Here is a 15,979-nt window from a genome sequence, read left to right on the forward strand (position 1 = left end):
GGATAAATCCGGCAAACCTGCCATAGCCGTCGACGGCGTTGACACCGGGTCGGGTAGCTGGTGGGGTTGCGGACGAAGCGGTCCAGGCCATCGAGGAGGCTCCCGTGCAGGCCCGAGTTTCCGAGGCGGCAGGGCGTCGGCTGCGGCAGCAGGTGGAGCAGAGCCCGGCGCTGCGCGAGGTGCTGTACCACCCGGCGGCGCTCGCGGCCCGGCGGGCCACCGCGCGGACCTGCCGTCAGCTCGCCCCCAAGGCGGCCGACCGGCTGATCGCCGACCTCAAGGGCACCGCGCCCCTGCTCCCCTCCGTCCGCGCCGAGCGCATCGAGCGCATCGAGCGTACGGAGCGTACGGAGCGCGCCGAACGCACCTCCCGGGCCGAACGCACCTCCCGGGCCGAGCGCCGGCCCGCGGCCACCGCCGTACGGATCGCCGCCGGCGTCGCGGCCGCCGCCGTGGTCGGCGGTCTGCTCGCCGGCCCGGTGCCGGGCGCCGCGTACGCCGCCACCCCCGGGCCCGGCACCGTGAGCACCGCCCCGCAGACCCCGCAGACCCCGCTGGGCAGCGTCACCAACCCCCAGGTCTTCCCCCGGCCGCAGGAGCAGACCGTGGCGGGCAAGGCCGTCACCGTGCCCGCCACCGTCACCCTGGTGCCCACCGACAAGGCCGACCAGGGCGCCCTCGACGCCGTCCGCGAGGTGCTCGCCGTCGCCGGCGCCACCGACGTCTCCCCGCAGCCGGACGGCGGCACCCCCGCCGCCGGCTCCCTGGTCGTCTACGTCGGCGGCCCCGCCGAGGGCGCCGGCGGCGAGGTGGACCGCACCCTGCGCGCCCTCGCCACCGCCGCCGGCGCCAAGGACGGACTCGCGCCCAGCCTCGACGGCCTGCCCTCCGGGGGCTACGTCCTGTCGGCCGGTCAGCTGCCCGCCCAGGGCGGCGGCACCTACGGCGTCGTCGTGCTCGCCGGCGCCGACGCCGCCGGGACCTTCTACGCCGCCCAGAGCCTGCGCCAGCTGCTCGCCGCCGTCCCCGCCGGCCAGGGCCAGGCCCCCGGCGTGGCCGGCCTCGGCCTGCCCGGCATCACCCTGCGCGACTGGCCCACCGGCGCCGCCGTGCGCGGCACCGCCGAGGGCTTCTACGGCACCCCGTGGACGCCCCGCCAGCGCCTGGACCAGATCGACTTCCTCGGCCGGGGCAAGCAGAACTTCTACCTCTACGCCCCCGGCGACGACCCGTACCGCCTCGCCGACTGGCGCACCCCCTACCCCACCGCCCAGCAGGACGACCTGCGCGCCCTCGCCTCCCGGGCCCGTAAGAACCACGTCACCCTCGCCTACGCGATCGACCCCGGCCAGTCGCTCTGCTTCAGCTCCGACAAGGACACGGACGCCCTGGTCGCCAAGCTGGACGGGCTGCGCAAGCTCGGCTTCACCGCCTTCCAGCTGCAGTTCCTGGACGTCAGCTACACCGAGTGGCACTGCGACGACGACCACGACGAGTACGGCTCCGGGCCCGCCGCGGCCGCCAAGGCCCAGGCCCAGCTGGTCAAGAAGGTCCAGGACCGACTGATCGCGAAGAACCCGGGCCTGGCACCGCTGTCCGTCGTGCCCACCGAGTACCACCAGCAGGGCGCCACCCCGTACCGCAAGGCGCTCGCCGACGCGCTGCCCGCCGGGGTGCAGGTCGCCTGGAGCGGGGTCGGCGTGATCCCGGAGAAGATCACCGGCGCCCAGGCCTCCGAGACCGGCTCGCTGTACGGCCACCCGCTGATCACCCTGGACAACTACCCGGCCAACGACTCCAGCCCCGACCGGCTCTTCCTCGGCGCCTACACCGGCCGCGACCCCGAGCTGGCCACCCGCTCGGCCGCGCTGGTCACCGGCGCGATGCGCCAGCCCGTCGCCTCCCGGATAGCGCTCTCCACGGCCGGGGACTTCGCCTGGAACCCCGCCGGCTACAAGCCCGCCGAGTCCTGGCAGGCCGCCGTGCGCTCGCTGGCCGGCCCCACCGCCGACGGCACCACCCCGGCCGGCTCGGCGCTGTCCGCCGTCACCGCGCTGGCCGGCAACAGCTCCTCCTCGCCGCTGGCCAAGCAGGAGTCCGGCTACCTGACCCCGCTGATGGACCAGTTCTGGGCCGCCGCCGAACCCACCTCCGGCGCCTCCCCCGACCTGGCGAAGCTGACGGCCGCCGCCGCGCCGCTGCGCGAGTCCTTCGCCGCGATGGCCTCCGCCCAGGAGACCCTGACCGGCACCGCGGCCACCGCCCAGCTGGCCGCGGAGGCCTCGCCCTGGCTCGGCCCGCTGCACGACTACGGGCTGGCCGGGCAGTCCGCCCTGGACATGCTCGTCGCCCAGCACGGCGGCGACGGCGCGGCGGCCTGGAAGGCCCGCGTCCAGCTCAACCAGCTGCGCGAGAAGCTCGCCACCAGCCCCGCCACCATCGGCGCGGGCGTGCTCGGCCCCTTCCTGGAGCGGGCCGTACGGGCCGCCGACAACTGGGCCGGCGTCGCGGGCGGCGGCGTCACCCCGACCTCCACCCTGGGCACCGCCCAGGACCACCTGCCCGCCCTGATGGCCGACGGCAGGGCCGACACCTTCTACTGGAGCGCCGCTCCCCCGCAGCCCGGCGACGCCGTCGGCCTGGACCTCGGCGCCGGCCGCCCCGTCGGCTCCGTCACCGTGCTGATGGGCGGCTGGGGCGACGGCCCCGACGCGCGCACCGCCGCCGACGACTACATCCGCGACGGCGTGCTCGAGTACACGACCGGCGCGGGCGGCTGGAAGCAGCTGGCCGTCGCGAAGAACCAGAAGGCCGTCAGCGCCCAGCTGCCGCCCGGCACCGTCGTGCGGGCCGTACGGCTGCGGGCCACCGCCGCGCAGAAGACCGCCGTGGCCGTGCGCGAGTTCACCGTCACCGCGCCCGACGAGCCCCCCGCCAGCGTCTCCGGCGGCCCGGCCGCGCTGCCCGGCTCCTCGGCCGCCGCCGTCCTGGACGGCAACCCGGACACCGCCTACCGCGCCGCCGTCGCGCCCACCGCGCAGGATGAGCCGCTCACCCTCGAGCTGGGCTCCGCCCGCCCGCTGGACCGGCTCACCGTGCTCACCGACCCGAACGTGAAGGCCACCGCCACCGTCGCGGTGCGCCACCCCGACGGCACCTGGACCACCATCGGCACCGTGCAGCCCGGCTACAACGAGCTGCCGGCCGGCGGGCAGCTCGCCGACGCCTTCCGGATGACCTGGAAGCCCGGCGGCGACCCGCCCGTCGTCAACCAGGTCATCCCCTGGTACGCGGACGCCCCCGCGGCCCGGCTCAGCCTCGCCGACCCGGCCCTGGACGTGGTCACCGGCGCGGCCACCCCCGCGAAGACCCAGGCCACCGTCGAGGCCGGTCGCCCCGAGGGCACCACCGGCTCGCTCAGCGCCGAGGTGCCGGCCGCCGCCAAGGGCCTGACCGTCGCCCCGGCGAGCGGGGTCACCGTGCCGCGCGGCGGGCGCGTCGGCGTCCCGCTGCTGGTCACGGCCGCACCGGGCACCCCGTCCGGGACGTACGCGATACCGGTCACCTACGCCGCCGGGTCCACCACCGTGCGCCAGGTGCTCCAGGTGCACGTGGTGCCGCCCACCGGCGGCCCCGACCTCGCCGTCGGCGCCAAGGCCACCTCCTCGGGCGACGAGACCGCGAACTTCCCCGCCTCCGCGATCGCCGACGGCGACCCCAAGACCCGCTGGTCCTCCCCCGCCAAGGACGACGCCTGGGTGCAGCTGGAGCTGCCGCAGCCCGTCCGCCTCGGCTCGGCGGTGCTGCACTGGCAGGCCGCGTACGCCTCCTCGTACAAGATCCAGGTCTCGGCGGACGGCAGCACCTGGACGGACGCCGCCACCGTGGACAACGGCCGCGGCGGGGACGAGACGGTGCGCTTCGACGCCCAGGGCGTGCGCTTCCTGCGCGTGCAGGGCGTGGCGCGGGCCACCAAGTACGGGTACTCGCTGTGGGGCGTCGAGCTGTACGCCGTCTCCGCGCCGGCGCAGCCGCCCGTGGCACCGACGGCACCCAAGCCGTAGAACGCGGCGGGCCGCCGGACTCCCCGGATTCGGGGGGCGCGGCGGCCCATGAGGCGCGTACCGGCAGTGCACTGACGGGCGGGCCCTGTGTCGCTTCGGTCAGGCGGAGAGCGGTTCGGGCTGCTCGCCGCGGCGGACGGGGGTGGGGTGGACGCCGTGTGCCCGGCCCAGCGGGACGGTGTGGGCCGGCGGCTCCGTATGGTCGTGGTGCTCGTACTCGCCCCACTGCGGGGCGCGCAGCTGGTCACCGCCGCCGTACGGCTCCAGGTAGGGCCGCCAGCGCGGGTCCTTGATGCCGGTGCCGATGATCCTCCAGGCGAGGCCCGTCGGCGGCGCGGGCGGGCGCTTCATCCGCCAGCCCAGTTCGGTCAGGTGGCGGTCGGCCTTGGTGTGGTTGCAACGGCGGCAGGCGGCCACCACGTTGTCCCACCGGTGCTGGCCGCCCCGGCTGCGCGGGATGACGTGGTCGACGCTGGTGGCGGCGGCCCCGCAGTAGACACAACGGCCGTGGTCGCGGGCGAACAGCGCCCGGCGGGTGAGCGGGACGGGCCCGCAGAACGGGACCCGGACGAACCGGGTCAGACGGACGACGGACGGCGCCGGTAGGGCGCTGGTGGCGCTGTGCAGAGTGACTTCCGAATCCTCCAGGCTGACCGCCTTGTGGTTGAGGACCAGGATGAGTGCGCGGCGCATCGATACGACGCCGAGTGGCTCGTAGGACGCGTTGAGGACCAGGACATGCGGCACGGAGGCCTCCTTGGACGCCTGCGGCGCGTGGCTCGCGCCGGGACGAGCGGTTGGATCACCCAACGAGTGGGTGATCTCCACCAGTGTCGCCTTACGCCTTCGTACGGCGCCACCACTCCTGTGTAACGGACCCGGCGTGAACTCCGGGCGTGGTTTCCGTCACAGGCGGTATGCCCTGGCAAGGGTCGCATTGCACCCTGTGCCCCGGTGACGCGGCACGGCGGCCCTCCCGGGGGACGGATCGGCCGGTCGGAGCAGTGCGGGCGCGCGACGGCGCGGGGAGCGCGTGGTGGCGTTGACGGGGCGTCCGGCGACGTTCGTGCGCCCTGGGGCGGGTTTGTGCGGGGTCCGTGCCCGTTCCCCGGCGTGTCAGAACCGCTCTTCGGCGGCGGATAGGCTAGCGCGCACGGTCCGCGGGCCGCTCGTCGGCGGTGCGGACCGGTAACGCCCCCTGCAAGGAAGGTCCGCACCGTGTTCCGCACCGGCGCCACAACGGCACTCTCCACACCGACGCCGGATCCCAGCCCCACCGCGCCGCAGCTGCCGAACCTGGACCTGCGCATCCCCACCAGCGCGCAGGACGTCACCGACACCACCAAGCAGGCCGCCTCCTGGTTCGACGACCACTGGCAGGGCTGGCTGGCGTCCGGCCTGCGGATCGTCCTGATCCTGGTGCTGGCCCTGGTGCTGCGGGCCGTCGTGCGCAAGCTCATCACCCAGCTGATAACGCGGATGGCGCGCTCCAACGACAGCCACGAGGAGAGCCGCCTCGGCGGACTGCTCGCCAACCACGGGGTCGTCAACCCGGAGCGGCGCCAGCAGCGCTCGGAGGCGATCGGCTCGGTGCTGCGCAGCGTCGCCTCGTTCAGCATCATGGGCACCGCCGCACTGATGATCCTCGGCGCACTCGGCGTCAACCTGGCGCCGCTGCTGGCGAGCGCCGGTGTCGCCGGTGTGGCGATCGGTTTCGGCGCCCGCAACCTGGTGACGGACTTCCTCTCCGGCGTCTTCATGATCATGGAGGACCAGTACGGCGTCGGCGACGAGATCGACACCGGCGTCGCCACCGGCACCGTCCTGGAGGTCGGCCTGCGGGTCACCAAGCTGCGCGGCGCCAACGGCGAGATCTGGTACATCCGCAACGGCGAGGTGAAGCGGATCGCCAACATGAGCCAGGGCTGGTCCACGGCCTCCGTGGACGTCCAGGTCGCCTACAAGGAGGACCTGCCCCGGGTCGAGACCCTCATCGAGGAGACGGCCGAGGCCCTCGCCAAGCAACCCCCCTACGACGAACTGGTCTGGGCCCCCCTCTCCATCCTGGGCGTCGAGTCCGTCGCGGCCGACTCGGTCATCGTCCGCCTGGAGACCCGCACCGCCCCCGGCAAGGCCCCCATGGTCTCCCGCGCCCTGCGCCAGCGCCTGAAGGCCGCCTTCGACGAGGCCGGCATCAAGGTCAAGGAAGACACCCCCGCCGCCGCGGCAGCGGCCGCAGCCGCCGCCTCCGCCGCCGTAGTCGCCTCCGCCACAGCCACCACCCCACCCGCCGACGCCACACCCCCCTCCGCCCTCGCCGACCCGGCCTCCCCCCGCTACAAGGCCACCGAGCCCATCCCGCTGCCCAAGCCGGCCGACGACCTCGCCAAGCCGTAGCCCCCGCCACGAAAAGAACCCGGCACGACTGCGGGGCGGTGGCCTCCTCACCCGAGGAGGCCGCCGCCCCGTTTTCATCACTCGGTCCGCCCACACAGCATGGGGTGCCCCGTCCACCCATCCCTTGCCGGAACCGCACCGTTCCGGCGGCCATCCTCCTTGCCCTTGACGCTTGTTCTGCGTAGGAAGTCGGCCCGGCCGACTTCCTACGCAGAGGCCGGACCCATGCCGTCGCCGCTTCGGCCAGGCCGAAGCGGCGACCAGTGACAACGGGAGATCCGCGCCGACGCCATAAGGGGAACCGTCGCAAGGGGTTGGTGTTCCCGGCCGGGGTTCAGTGGGAGCGGTTGATCAGGACGAGGGGCGCCGCAGGGCGACGACCATGCGTGTCTGGCAACCGGTCTCGACGGCATGTGCGACTCGTGACATGGGCGCAGTCTTCCGACTCCTCAATGCTCGCGGCATCAGCACACGGCGAATCGCCACGACCGTGGAGATCAGCCAAGGTCGGCTCTACGACTACATGAACGGCAAGACCAAGGTCGAGAAGATGGCTCTGTTCGAGCAGATCGCCGATGCACTCCACATCCCGAGAGAGCTCGGTCTCGCCCGCAGGCCGTGGGAACCGGCCGAACCACCCGAACCCTCGTTCCCAGCAGGTGGATTGGTCGGGAATCATGGAGATGACCTCGCCACCGTGGATGCGTTCAGGAGCGCCGATCGGCAAACCGGAGGTGGGCGCCTCTACTCGGCCGTGGTTCACCACCTCCCGGGAAACGTCGCGCCCCGCCTGGTCGATGTCGCGAGCAGCCCACAGGTGTTCGCCGCTGCCGCCGCGTTGACCGGGATGGCCGGCTAGATGGCCCATGATTCCGGGCGGGACGATCTGGCCGCCCGGTACTTCGCCTGTGCGCTTCCTCTTGCGCGCGTCTCCGGCGACCTACCGCTGGCGGCACATGCGGCAGCCAGCACCAGCCATCTGTCGCTCCAAACCGGAGACCCTGCGGGGGCTGTGCACTGGGCCACGATCGGCGCCCAGCTGGCCTGTCGGGGCCCACACTTACCCAGCCTCATGGCTCGGCTGAACACCATGATGGCTCGTGCGCTGGCGGCTTCCCAGCAGTTCGGGCCAGCCGTCAAGGCGCTCGACGATGCCCATGCCGCCCTTGCGTCCGGAACGGATGGCCATCACCCGTGGTTGAGCCCGTTCGACGACGCCACTCTCGCCAGTGAGTCCGCCCTGGCGTACAGCGACCTGGGGAGCTCCAAGCATGCTCTTCGATACGGCGAACGGGCCGTGGAGTTGAGGAAAGAAGACCGGGCACGTTCGCTCACCTTCAGTCGCATCACGCTCGCGCGCATCCATGTCGACGGCGGCGACCTGGACGCCGCCATCGGTGTCGGGACCGAGCTCCTGACCGCCGATCCCGGGCTCGGGTCCGTCCGTGTCGTCCACCAACTGGACGGCCTCGGTGACCTGCTCGGGCAGCACCGTGAGTACGGACCGGTCCGTGAGTATCTGGCACGATTCGACGAGGCCCGCAGAGCCCGACAACTCCTGCTTGCCGACATCATCCCGTCACCTCGGGGAGGTTCGAGATGAAGCCTGCGCCCACCGACACCGACGCCTGGAACGCACATCTCGCCGAAGGCAACGCCCGGCAAGCCCGCAAACGCGTCTCGGCCGACGTGATCCTGCGGGACCACGCCGGTCGGGTCCTGACAGTCAACCCGACCTACAAGGAAGGCTGGGACCTGCCCGGCGGGATGGCCGAGGCCAACGAGCCGCCGGACGCCGCCGCGGTGCGAGAACTTCGTGAGGAACTGGGCCTGGAGATCTCCATCCACCGCCTGCTGGTGGTGGACTGGGTCGCTCCTCACGGGCCGTGGGACGACCAACTCGCCTTCATCTTCGACGCGGGCATCCTCCAGCCCGATCTGGCAGCATGCCTGCACCCGCACGACGACGAGCTGTCCGAGGCCGTCTTCCTCCCCGCCCTGGAGGTCGCCGGCCGGCTGCGAACCCGGCAACGCAACCGCTTCACTGCGGCCGTCCGAGCCCTGTCGGACGGCCGCATCCGGTATCTGCGCAACGGGCTCGAAGCGTGATCCAACTCCCGCCCGCCCCTTCGTCGCCGCTTCGGCCCCGCCGAAGCGGCGACGGGTGACAGGACCACTTTCCATTCCTGGGTGCAGTCCCCCGACGGGCCGGGGGACTACACCCAGTTTCTTCTCCAAGCAGCATGAGCAAGTCAGCCCGAACTTGGGCCGAGTATGCCCACGACACTTGGAGGACCACCGCGTGACCATCGAGCTCCGCCACTACACCCACCTGCCCCTCGATGCCCGGCAGGATCTGCTCGACGTCTACGCGGACGTGCGCGCACCGCTGCTGCACCTGGCGAATTACCGGGTCGAGGTGTTCGCCGAACGCCTCGACCGGCACGCCGCCGAGCCCGGCTTCGAACTCGTCCTCGGCTACGACGGGGATGTTCCGGTGGGGTACGCCTACGGAAACACCGTCGAGGCCGGCGATCGGTACTGGAAGCGCATGACCGAGCCCCTGCCCGACGGCTACACCGACGTACCCGCGCTCGCCATCAAGGAGATCGGCGTACGGACTCCCTGGCGCGGAACCGGTACCGCCCGCCGCATCCACGATGAACTCCTGGCTGGCCGGAGCGAGGACCGTGTCACCCTGCTGGTCGACCCGTTCGCCGGGGACGGCAAGGTCCAGGCCGTGTACAAGTCTTGGGGCTATCAGGCCATCAACACCCAGCAACCGTCGCCCGAGTCACCCCACCTCACGGCGATGGCGCGAGACAGGGGCCGGGTCGATCGGCGCTGCGATGAGTGAGATGCGGATGGCAGACACCAAGGCAGTGCGCATCGCAGCGAAGTGGTGCGCGATTGCCTATTGGGTCGGATTTGAGCATCCCCAGTTCCAGTACTGGCGGCCCCGGCCTCGCTTGGCCGGGGCCGCCTTTCGCATTCGTTTCCCTCTCCGCGGAACTGCATTGCGCGCTGACCAGCCGCGATCATGATGGCGGCTGGTCAGCGAACTTCGACTTTCCGAAGCCCTTCCAGTCTTCTGCACAGGAAGTCGGCCCAACCGACTTCCTGTGCAGGGTTCCACCTCCGGCAAGGATGGGCGGACGGGGAACTCCGTGCTTGGGCGGGCCCGGGTGCTTGCACCCGGGCCCGCAATTCCCCGCGAATTTTGTGGGCGGCCCGGCCGATTCGGCCGGGCCGCCCACAAAATTCTCGAAGTTCATTTTTCCGTTGCCCAATTCCATCGGGGTTGCCATGTGTGGCTGCTTCTCGGGGTGGGTGGGTGGGGGCTCTTCGCTGCCCGGATAACGCTTCGGCATCCACCCGTCGATCGGGCATTGACACCCTGCTGACGCGGCCGTACGGTCCATGTCCAAGCGACTGGAAAGTTTCCTAACAGTTCACCGGAAGAGGAGGATGCCGCGCATGACGGGAACCACTGCGAAGGCGCCCCTCGCCGGGACGCCCAGCCTGCTGCGGGCGATCAACGACCGGGCGGCGCTCGAGTTGCTGTTGGCGAACGGGCCGCTGTCGCGGACGCAGATCGGGACGTTGACGGGGCTGTCGAAGCCGACGGCCTCGCAGTTGCTGGCGCGGCTGGAGGCGGCGGGGCTGGTGGTGCCGGTGGGCACCACGGCTGGGGGGCCGGGGCCCAACGCGCAGCTGTACCAGGTGAATCCGGCTGCCGGGTACGTCGCCGGGATGGATGTGACGCCCAGCGGGATCCGGGTCGCCGTCGCCGACATCACGGGCACCACGCTCGCCGAGCACACCGAGCCGACGAAGGGTGTGCCGGCCGCCGAGACGGTCGCCACCGCGGCCGCGGCCACCGCGAAGGTCGTACGGGCCGTCGGGCTCCCCGAGGGCAGCCTGCGCGCCGTCGCCGTCGGCATCGGCGGCGCCCCCGATCCCGTCACGGGCAAGCTGCGCTACGCCTCCCACCTGCCGGGCTGGCATTCGCCGCGCCTGGTGGAGGAGTTGACGGAGGCGATCGGCGCGCCGGTGTCGATCGAGAACGACGTGAACCTGGCCGCCGTCGCCGAGCAGGCGGGCGGCGCCGCGGCGGGCTACGAGGACTTCGTCCTGCTCTGGGCCGGGGCGGGCGTCGGCGCCGCGATCGTGATCGCGGGGCGGCTGTACCGAGGTTTCACCGGTGTCGCCGGGGAGGTCGGCTACATGCCGGTGCCCGGTTCGCCGGTCGAGTGGGACGCGCGGCGCCGCAGTCACGGCGGGTTCCAGGACATGGTCGGCGCCTTCGCCGTCCGGGCCCTGGCCCGCGAGCACGGGCTCGGCGCTCCCACCGCCGAGGAGTCGATCGCCAGAGCCCTGGAGACCCCGGGTGCCGGCGACGCCTTCCTCACCGAACTGGCCCGTCGGCTCGCCGTCGGGCTGGCCGCGATCGTGACCGTGCTGGACCCCCGGCTGGTGGTCCTCTCCGGTGCGGTGCCGAGTGCGGGCGGCGAACGCCTGCGCGCGCTCGTCGAGGACGAACTGGCCCGGATCTCCATCGCCCGGCCGCCCGTCCGCAGCAGTGCCCTGTCCGGTTCGCCCGTCCTCCTCGGCGCACTGCAGCGCGCCCTGGCGGACGCCCGCGAGGCGGTCTTCTCCACCCACTGACGCTCCCCTGTCACCTGCTCCCCGCACCCACCTGCTCCCCGCACCCACCTCTCCCCAACCCCCGAACGCGGGCGCCGAGGCAACGACGCCTGCCCGCGCACCCCCTGGAGGACCTCGAAGTGCTCGCCACCACCTCCCGCAGAGGCCGCCGCACGATCGCCGCCCTCGCCGGCAGCGCCGTCCTGGCCCTGCTCGCCTCCGCCTGCACCGGTTCCAGCGACACGGGCGGCACCGACGACTCGGCCAGCGGCAAAGACGTCACCATCACCTTCTGGCACGGCTGGAGCCAGGACAACGAGCTCAAGGCGATCAACGACAACATCGCCGCCTTCGAGAAGGCCCACCCGAACATCCACGTCAAGGCGGTCGGGAACGTCGCCGACGACAAGGTCAACCAGGCGCTGCGGGCCGGCGGCGACGACGCGCCCGACGTGGTGTCCTCCTTCACCACCAACAACGTCGGCATGTTCTGTTCGACCAAGGTGTTCCTGGACCTCAAGCCGCTGCTGGACAAGTCCGGCATCGACCCGGCCAAGACCTTCCCGGCCACGATGCTCAACTACACCCAGTACAAGGGCAACCAGTGCTCGCTGCCGCTGCTGGGCGACGCGTACGGCCTGTACTACAACAAGAAGGCGTTCGCGGCGGCCGGCATCGCCAACCCGCCGAAGACCTTCAGCGAGTTCGCCACCGACGCGAAGCTGCTGACCCAGACCGACGGCGACTCGTACAAGCAGCTCGGCTTCATGCCGCTGTACCACGGCTACGAGTCGACCACCGAGCACTACCTCGGCCAGTACGGCGCCACCTACTTCGGCGCGGACGGCAAGTCGAACCTCGCCACCGACCCCAAGGTCGCCGCGATGCTCAAGTGGCAGAAGGACATGGTCGACCAGCTCGGCGGCTACGCCAAGCTCGACAAGTTCCGCTCCACCTTCGGCGAGGAGTTCAGCGCCAAGAACCCCTTCCACACCGGCCAGGTCGCGATGATCCTCGACGGTGAGTGGCGCACGGCCTCCCTCGCCACCTCCAAGCCCGACTTCGAGTGGGCCACCGCGCCGTTCCCCGTCCCGGACGACCAGGCCGACACCTGGGGCCGCGGCTACCAGACCGGCACGATCGTCGGCATCGCGAGCAGCAGCAAGAAGCAGGCCGCGTCCTGGGAGCTGGTCAAGTACCTGACCACCGACACCGACGCCCTGGTCAACTTCGCCAACGCGATCCACAACGTGCCCAGCACCTTCGCCGCGCTGGACTCGCCGAAGCTCCAGGCCGACACCAACGTCAAGACCTTCCTCGACATCGCCAAGAACAAGTACTCCGGCACCACCCCGCCGGTCGCCAACGGCGGCGCCTACATCATCACCCTGCAGAACCTCGGCTACGACATCGAGTCGGGCAAGCAGACGGACGTGGCGGCGGGCCTGGCCGCGACCGCCAAGCAGATCGACACCGACCTCGCCCAGGCCAAGTAGCGGCCGCGGTCCACGGAAGTCCCCCATGTCACTCGCGTTCGGCACCCGCAAGGGCTCAGCCCCCGAAGGCCCCGCCGGACCGACCGGCCCGGCGGCGCTCTCCTCGCAGCAGCAGCTGCGAAGGAAGCGCCGCCGGGAGGCGGCCCGCACCCTCGCCTTCCTCTCCCCCTGGCTGGTCGGTTTCGGCGTCTTCTTCGTCTACCCGCTGGTCTCCACCGCCTACTTCTCCTTCACCTCGTACAACGGCGTCGGCGCCGCGAAGTTCGACGGTCTGAACAACTGGGACTACGTCTTCAACGACATGCCGGCCTTCTGGCAGGGCCTGCGGAACACCCTGTGGCTGGTCGTCGTCATGGTGACCCTGCGGGTCGCCTTCGGCCTCGGCATCGGCATGCTGATCACCAAGGTCAAGACCGGTGTCGGCTTCTTCCGCACCGCGTTCTACCTGCCGTACCTGGCACCGCCGGTGGCCGCGACCGTCGCCTTCGCCTTCCTGCTCAACCCCGGCACCGGCCCGCTCAACCACCTGCTCGGCGAGCTCGGACTGCCGCAGCCGGGCTGGTTCTCCGACCCGGACTGGTCCAAGCCCGCGCTCACCCTGCTCGCCATGTGGGGCGTCGGCGACCTGATGGTCATCTTCATGGCCTCGCTGCTGGACGTGCCCAAGGAGCAGTACGAGGCGGCCGAACTCGACGGCGCCGGCCCGTTCCAGAGGTTCCGGTACGTCACGCTGCCGAACATCTCGCCGATCATCATGTTCGCGGTGGTCACCGGCGTCATCCAGACCATGCAGTACTACACGCAGGCGATCGTCGCCGGGAAGGTCGCCAGCGGCATCGCCGGCAACTCCGGCCAGCAGTTCGAGCCCGGATACCCGAACGGCTCCACCTGGACCCTGCCGCAGATGGTCTACAACACGGGCTTCCTGCGCTTCAACTACGGCGCGGCCTGTGTCATCGCCATGGTGCTGTTCGCCATCTCGATGGCCGTCACCTCGATCCTGCTCCGCCGCCGGTCCGGCTTCATGGCGAGCGACGACTAGCGGACGGATGAGGACTCCGACATGACTTCCAGCCCCACCCTGACCAAGGCCCCGGCCCGCCCGGCCGGCAAGAGCCCGGCCGGCAACAGCCCCGCCGCCCGCGCCGCCCGCCGCCGCGCCGTCCTGAACTGGGTCGCCGTGCACTCGGTGGCCGTGGCCGCCGCGCTGTTCTTCCTGCTGCCCTTCGCCTTCGTCTTCCTCACCTCGGTGATGGACGACCAGCAGGCGCTCACCACCGACTACTGGCCCACCCACTGGAACTGGGGCAACTACAGCAAGGTCTGGAACACCCCCGGGTTCCTCTCCTGGTGGCGCAACACCCTGCTGTACGCGGGCGCGGGCACCCTGCTGACCATCGTCTCCAGCCTGCCCGTCGCCTACGCCCTCGCCAAGTTCCGCTTCCGCGGCCGCAACCTGGCGCTGATGGCGGTCATCGCGATGATGATGCTGCCCCCGCAGGTCACCGTCATCCCGATGTACCTGTTCTGGACGAAGCAGATGGGCCTGGGCAACTCGCTGTGGCCGCTGATCATCCCGATGGCCTTCGGCGACGCCTTCTCCATCTTCCTGCTGCGGCAGTTCCTGCTGACCATCCCCAAGGAGTACCTGGAGGCCGCCCGCATCGACGGCTGCGGGGACCTGCGCACCCTGCTGCGCGTCGTCGTGCCGATGGCCAAGCCGGCCATCGCGGCCGTCGCGCTGTTCCAGTTCTTCTACTGCTGGAACGACTACTTCGGCCCGCAGATCTACGCCGCCAACGACCAGGACTCCTGGACGCTCAGCTACGGCCTGGAGTCGTTCAAGGCGGCCCACCACACCAACTGGAACCTCACCATGGCCGCGACCCTGCTGGTGATGGCGCCGGTGATCGCCCTCTTCTTCTTCGCCCAGAAGTCCTTCATCGAAGGCGTGACACTGACAGGGGTCAAGGGCTGATGTCCTCCTCGCTCGAGTCGCTCAAGTCGCCCAAGACGCCCAAGACGCTCAAGCTGGCCATCGTCGGCGGCGGTTCGACGTACACCCCGGAACTGATCGACGGCTTCGCACGGCTGCGCGACACCCTGCCGATCGGCGAGCTGGTGCTGATCGACCCGGCCGCCGAGCGGCTGGAGCTCATCGGGGGCCTGGCCCGGCGGATCTTCGCCCGGCAGGGGCACCCGGCCGCCGTCACCACGACCACCGACCTGGTGGCGGGCGTCGCGGACGCCGACGCCGTCCTGCTCCAGCTGCGGGTCGGCGGGCAGGCCGCCCGCAACCAGGACGAGACCTGGCCGCTGGAGTGCGGCTGCGTCGGGCAGGAGACCACCGGCGCCGGCGGGCTCGCCAAGGCGCTGCGCACCGTCCCGGTGGTGCTGGACATCGCCGAGCAGGTCCGCCGTACCAACCCGGACGCCTGGATCGTCGACTTCACCAATCCGGTCGGCATCGTCACCCGCGCCCTGCAGACCTCCGGGCACAAGGCCGTGGGCCTGTGCAACGTGGCGATCGGCTTCCAGCGCAAGTTCGCCGCCCACCTGAACGTCGACCCCGAGCTGATCCGCCTGGACCACGTCGGCCTCAACCACCTCACCTGGGAGCGCGGCGTCACCCTGCTCGACGCCCCCGGCTCGGCGACCGGCCGCGAGGTGCTGCCCGAACTGCTGCGGGGCTTCGGCAAGGAGATCGCCGAGGACCTGCACCTGCCGCAGCCCTTCGTGCAGCGGCTCGGTGTGGTGCCCTCCTACTACCTGCGGTACTTCTACCAGCACGACGCGGTGGTGGAGGAGCTGAAGGCGCAGGGCTCGCGGGCCGCGCAGGTCGCCGAGATCGAGCGGCAGCTGCTGGAGATGTACGCCGACCCCGCCCTGGACACCAAGCCGGAGCTGCTCGGCAAGCGCGGCGGCGCCTTCTACTCGGAGGCGGCCGTCCAGCTGATCGCCTCCCTGCTCGGCACCGACGGCGGCGCCTCCGTCCAGGTCGTCAACACCCGCAACGACGGGGTGCTGCCGTTCCTGCCGGACGACGCCGTGATCGAGGTGCCCGCCGAGGTCGACGCCGCGGGCGTGCGGCCGCTGCCGCAGCGGCCCGTCGAGCCGCTGTACGCCGGGCTGATCGCCGCCGTCACCGGCTACGAGCACCTCGCCCTGGAGGCCGCCCTGCACGGCGGCCGCGATCGGGTCTTCGACGCCCTGCTCGCGCACCCGCTGGTCGGCCAGATCGAACTCGCCGACCGGCTCACCGACCGGCTGCTCGCCCACAACCGCGACCACCTCGCCTGGGCCTGACGGCCCCGGGCAGGCCCCCGCTCCGGGGGCCGACCACCCCCGGCCGCTCACCCGGCCGGGCCCCCGGCC

General features: G+C 71.6%; 11 protein-coding genes and 3 pseudogenes. 13 read left to right on the forward strand and 1 reads right to left on the reverse strand.

Features of this window, described 5'->3' with window-relative positions:
- Window positions 1-521 precede the first annotated feature (521 nt).
- The 3 genes and pseudogenes from ACIBCA_RS30360 to ACIBCA_RS30370 all read left to right on the forward strand — a co-directional run.
- Window positions 522-1,997, forward strand: a pseudogene (locus ACIBCA_RS30360) (beta-N-acetylglucosaminidase domain-containing protein); the annotation flags it as partial.
- Window positions 1,998-2,117: 120 nt separating this feature from the next.
- Window positions 2,118-2,456: pseudogene (locus ACIBCA_RS30365) on the forward strand (hyaluronidase); the annotation flags it as partial.
- A 777-nt stretch (window positions 2,457-3,233) separates the two neighbouring features.
- On the forward strand, window positions 3,234-4,064 hold the full coding sequence (locus ACIBCA_RS30370; protein WP_396286346.1) for a discoidin domain-containing protein: 831 nt from the start codon (window positions 3,234-3,236) through the stop codon (window positions 4,062-4,064).
- Between the two features lie 237 nt (window positions 4,065-4,301).
- Here the strand turns inward: ACIBCA_RS30370 and ACIBCA_RS30375 are convergent.
- Window positions 4,302-4,811 (reverse strand): annotated as a pseudogene (locus tag ACIBCA_RS30375) (HNH endonuclease); the annotation flags it as partial.
- Window positions 4,812-5,282: 471 nt separating this feature from the next.
- Between ACIBCA_RS30375 and ACIBCA_RS30380 the strand changes: the two are divergent.
- From ACIBCA_RS30380 to ACIBCA_RS30425, 10 genes are all read left to right on the forward strand, one after another.
- Window positions 5,283-6,461 (forward strand): mechanosensitive ion channel family protein, encoded by a 1,179-nt coding sequence (locus ACIBCA_RS30380; protein WP_396286234.1) that lies wholly within the window; start codon window positions 5,283-5,285, stop codon window positions 6,459-6,461.
- A gap of 427 nt (window positions 6,462-6,888) precedes the next feature.
- Window positions 6,889-7,320, forward strand: a complete 432-nt coding sequence (locus ACIBCA_RS30385; protein ID WP_396286235.1) for a helix-turn-helix domain-containing protein — start codon at window positions 6,889-6,891, stop codon at window positions 7,318-7,320.
- A 213-nt stretch (window positions 7,321-7,533) separates the two neighbouring features.
- Window positions 7,534-8,064, forward strand: coding sequence for a hypothetical protein (locus ACIBCA_RS30390; protein WP_396286236.1), 531 nt, complete (start codon window positions 7,534-7,536; stop codon window positions 8,062-8,064).
- Window positions 8,061-8,570, forward strand: coding sequence for an NUDIX domain-containing protein (locus tag ACIBCA_RS30395; protein ID WP_396286237.1), 510 nt, complete (start codon window positions 8,061-8,063; stop codon window positions 8,568-8,570). Before ACIBCA_RS30390 ends, ACIBCA_RS30395 begins: the two co-directional genes overlap by 4 nt.
- 199 nt (window positions 8,571-8,769) lie before the next feature.
- The gene (locus ACIBCA_RS30400) at window positions 8,770-9,318 is read left to right on the forward strand and encodes a GNAT family N-acetyltransferase (protein WP_396286347.1); all 549 of its coding nucleotides are present in this window, start codon (window positions 8,770-8,772) and stop codon (window positions 9,316-9,318) included.
- A gap of 620 nt (window positions 9,319-9,938) precedes the next feature.
- Window positions 9,939-11,129 (forward strand): ROK family transcriptional regulator, encoded by a 1,191-nt coding sequence (locus ACIBCA_RS30405; protein WP_396286238.1) that lies wholly within the window; start codon window positions 9,939-9,941, stop codon window positions 11,127-11,129.
- A gap of 119 nt (window positions 11,130-11,248) precedes the next feature.
- On the forward strand, window positions 11,249-12,604 hold the full coding sequence (locus tag ACIBCA_RS30410; RefSeq protein ID WP_396286239.1) for an ABC transporter substrate-binding protein: 1,356 nt from the start codon (window positions 11,249-11,251) through the stop codon (window positions 12,602-12,604).
- A gap of 25 nt (window positions 12,605-12,629) precedes the next feature.
- Window positions 12,630-13,646, forward strand: coding sequence for a carbohydrate ABC transporter permease (locus tag ACIBCA_RS30415; protein ID WP_396286240.1), 1,017 nt, complete (start codon window positions 12,630-12,632; stop codon window positions 13,644-13,646).
- Between the two features lie 21 nt (window positions 13,647-13,667).
- Window positions 13,668-14,582: a carbohydrate ABC transporter permease gene (locus ACIBCA_RS30420; RefSeq protein WP_396286241.1), complete on the forward strand. Its 915-nt coding sequence runs from the start codon at window positions 13,668-13,670 to the stop codon at window positions 14,580-14,582.
- Window positions 14,582-15,910: a 6-phospho-beta-glucosidase gene (locus tag ACIBCA_RS30425; protein WP_396286242.1), complete on the forward strand. Its 1,329-nt coding sequence runs from the start codon at window positions 14,582-14,584 to the stop codon at window positions 15,908-15,910. The genes ACIBCA_RS30420 and ACIBCA_RS30425 overlap by 1 nt, the downstream gene beginning before the upstream one ends.
- Window positions 15,911-15,979: the final 69 nt, after the last annotated feature.

It is taken from the genome of Kitasatospora sp. NPDC051170 (genome assembly GCF_044455705.1).
Taxonomy (GTDB): Bacteria; Actinomycetota; Actinomycetes; order Streptomycetales; family Streptomycetaceae; genus Kitasatospora.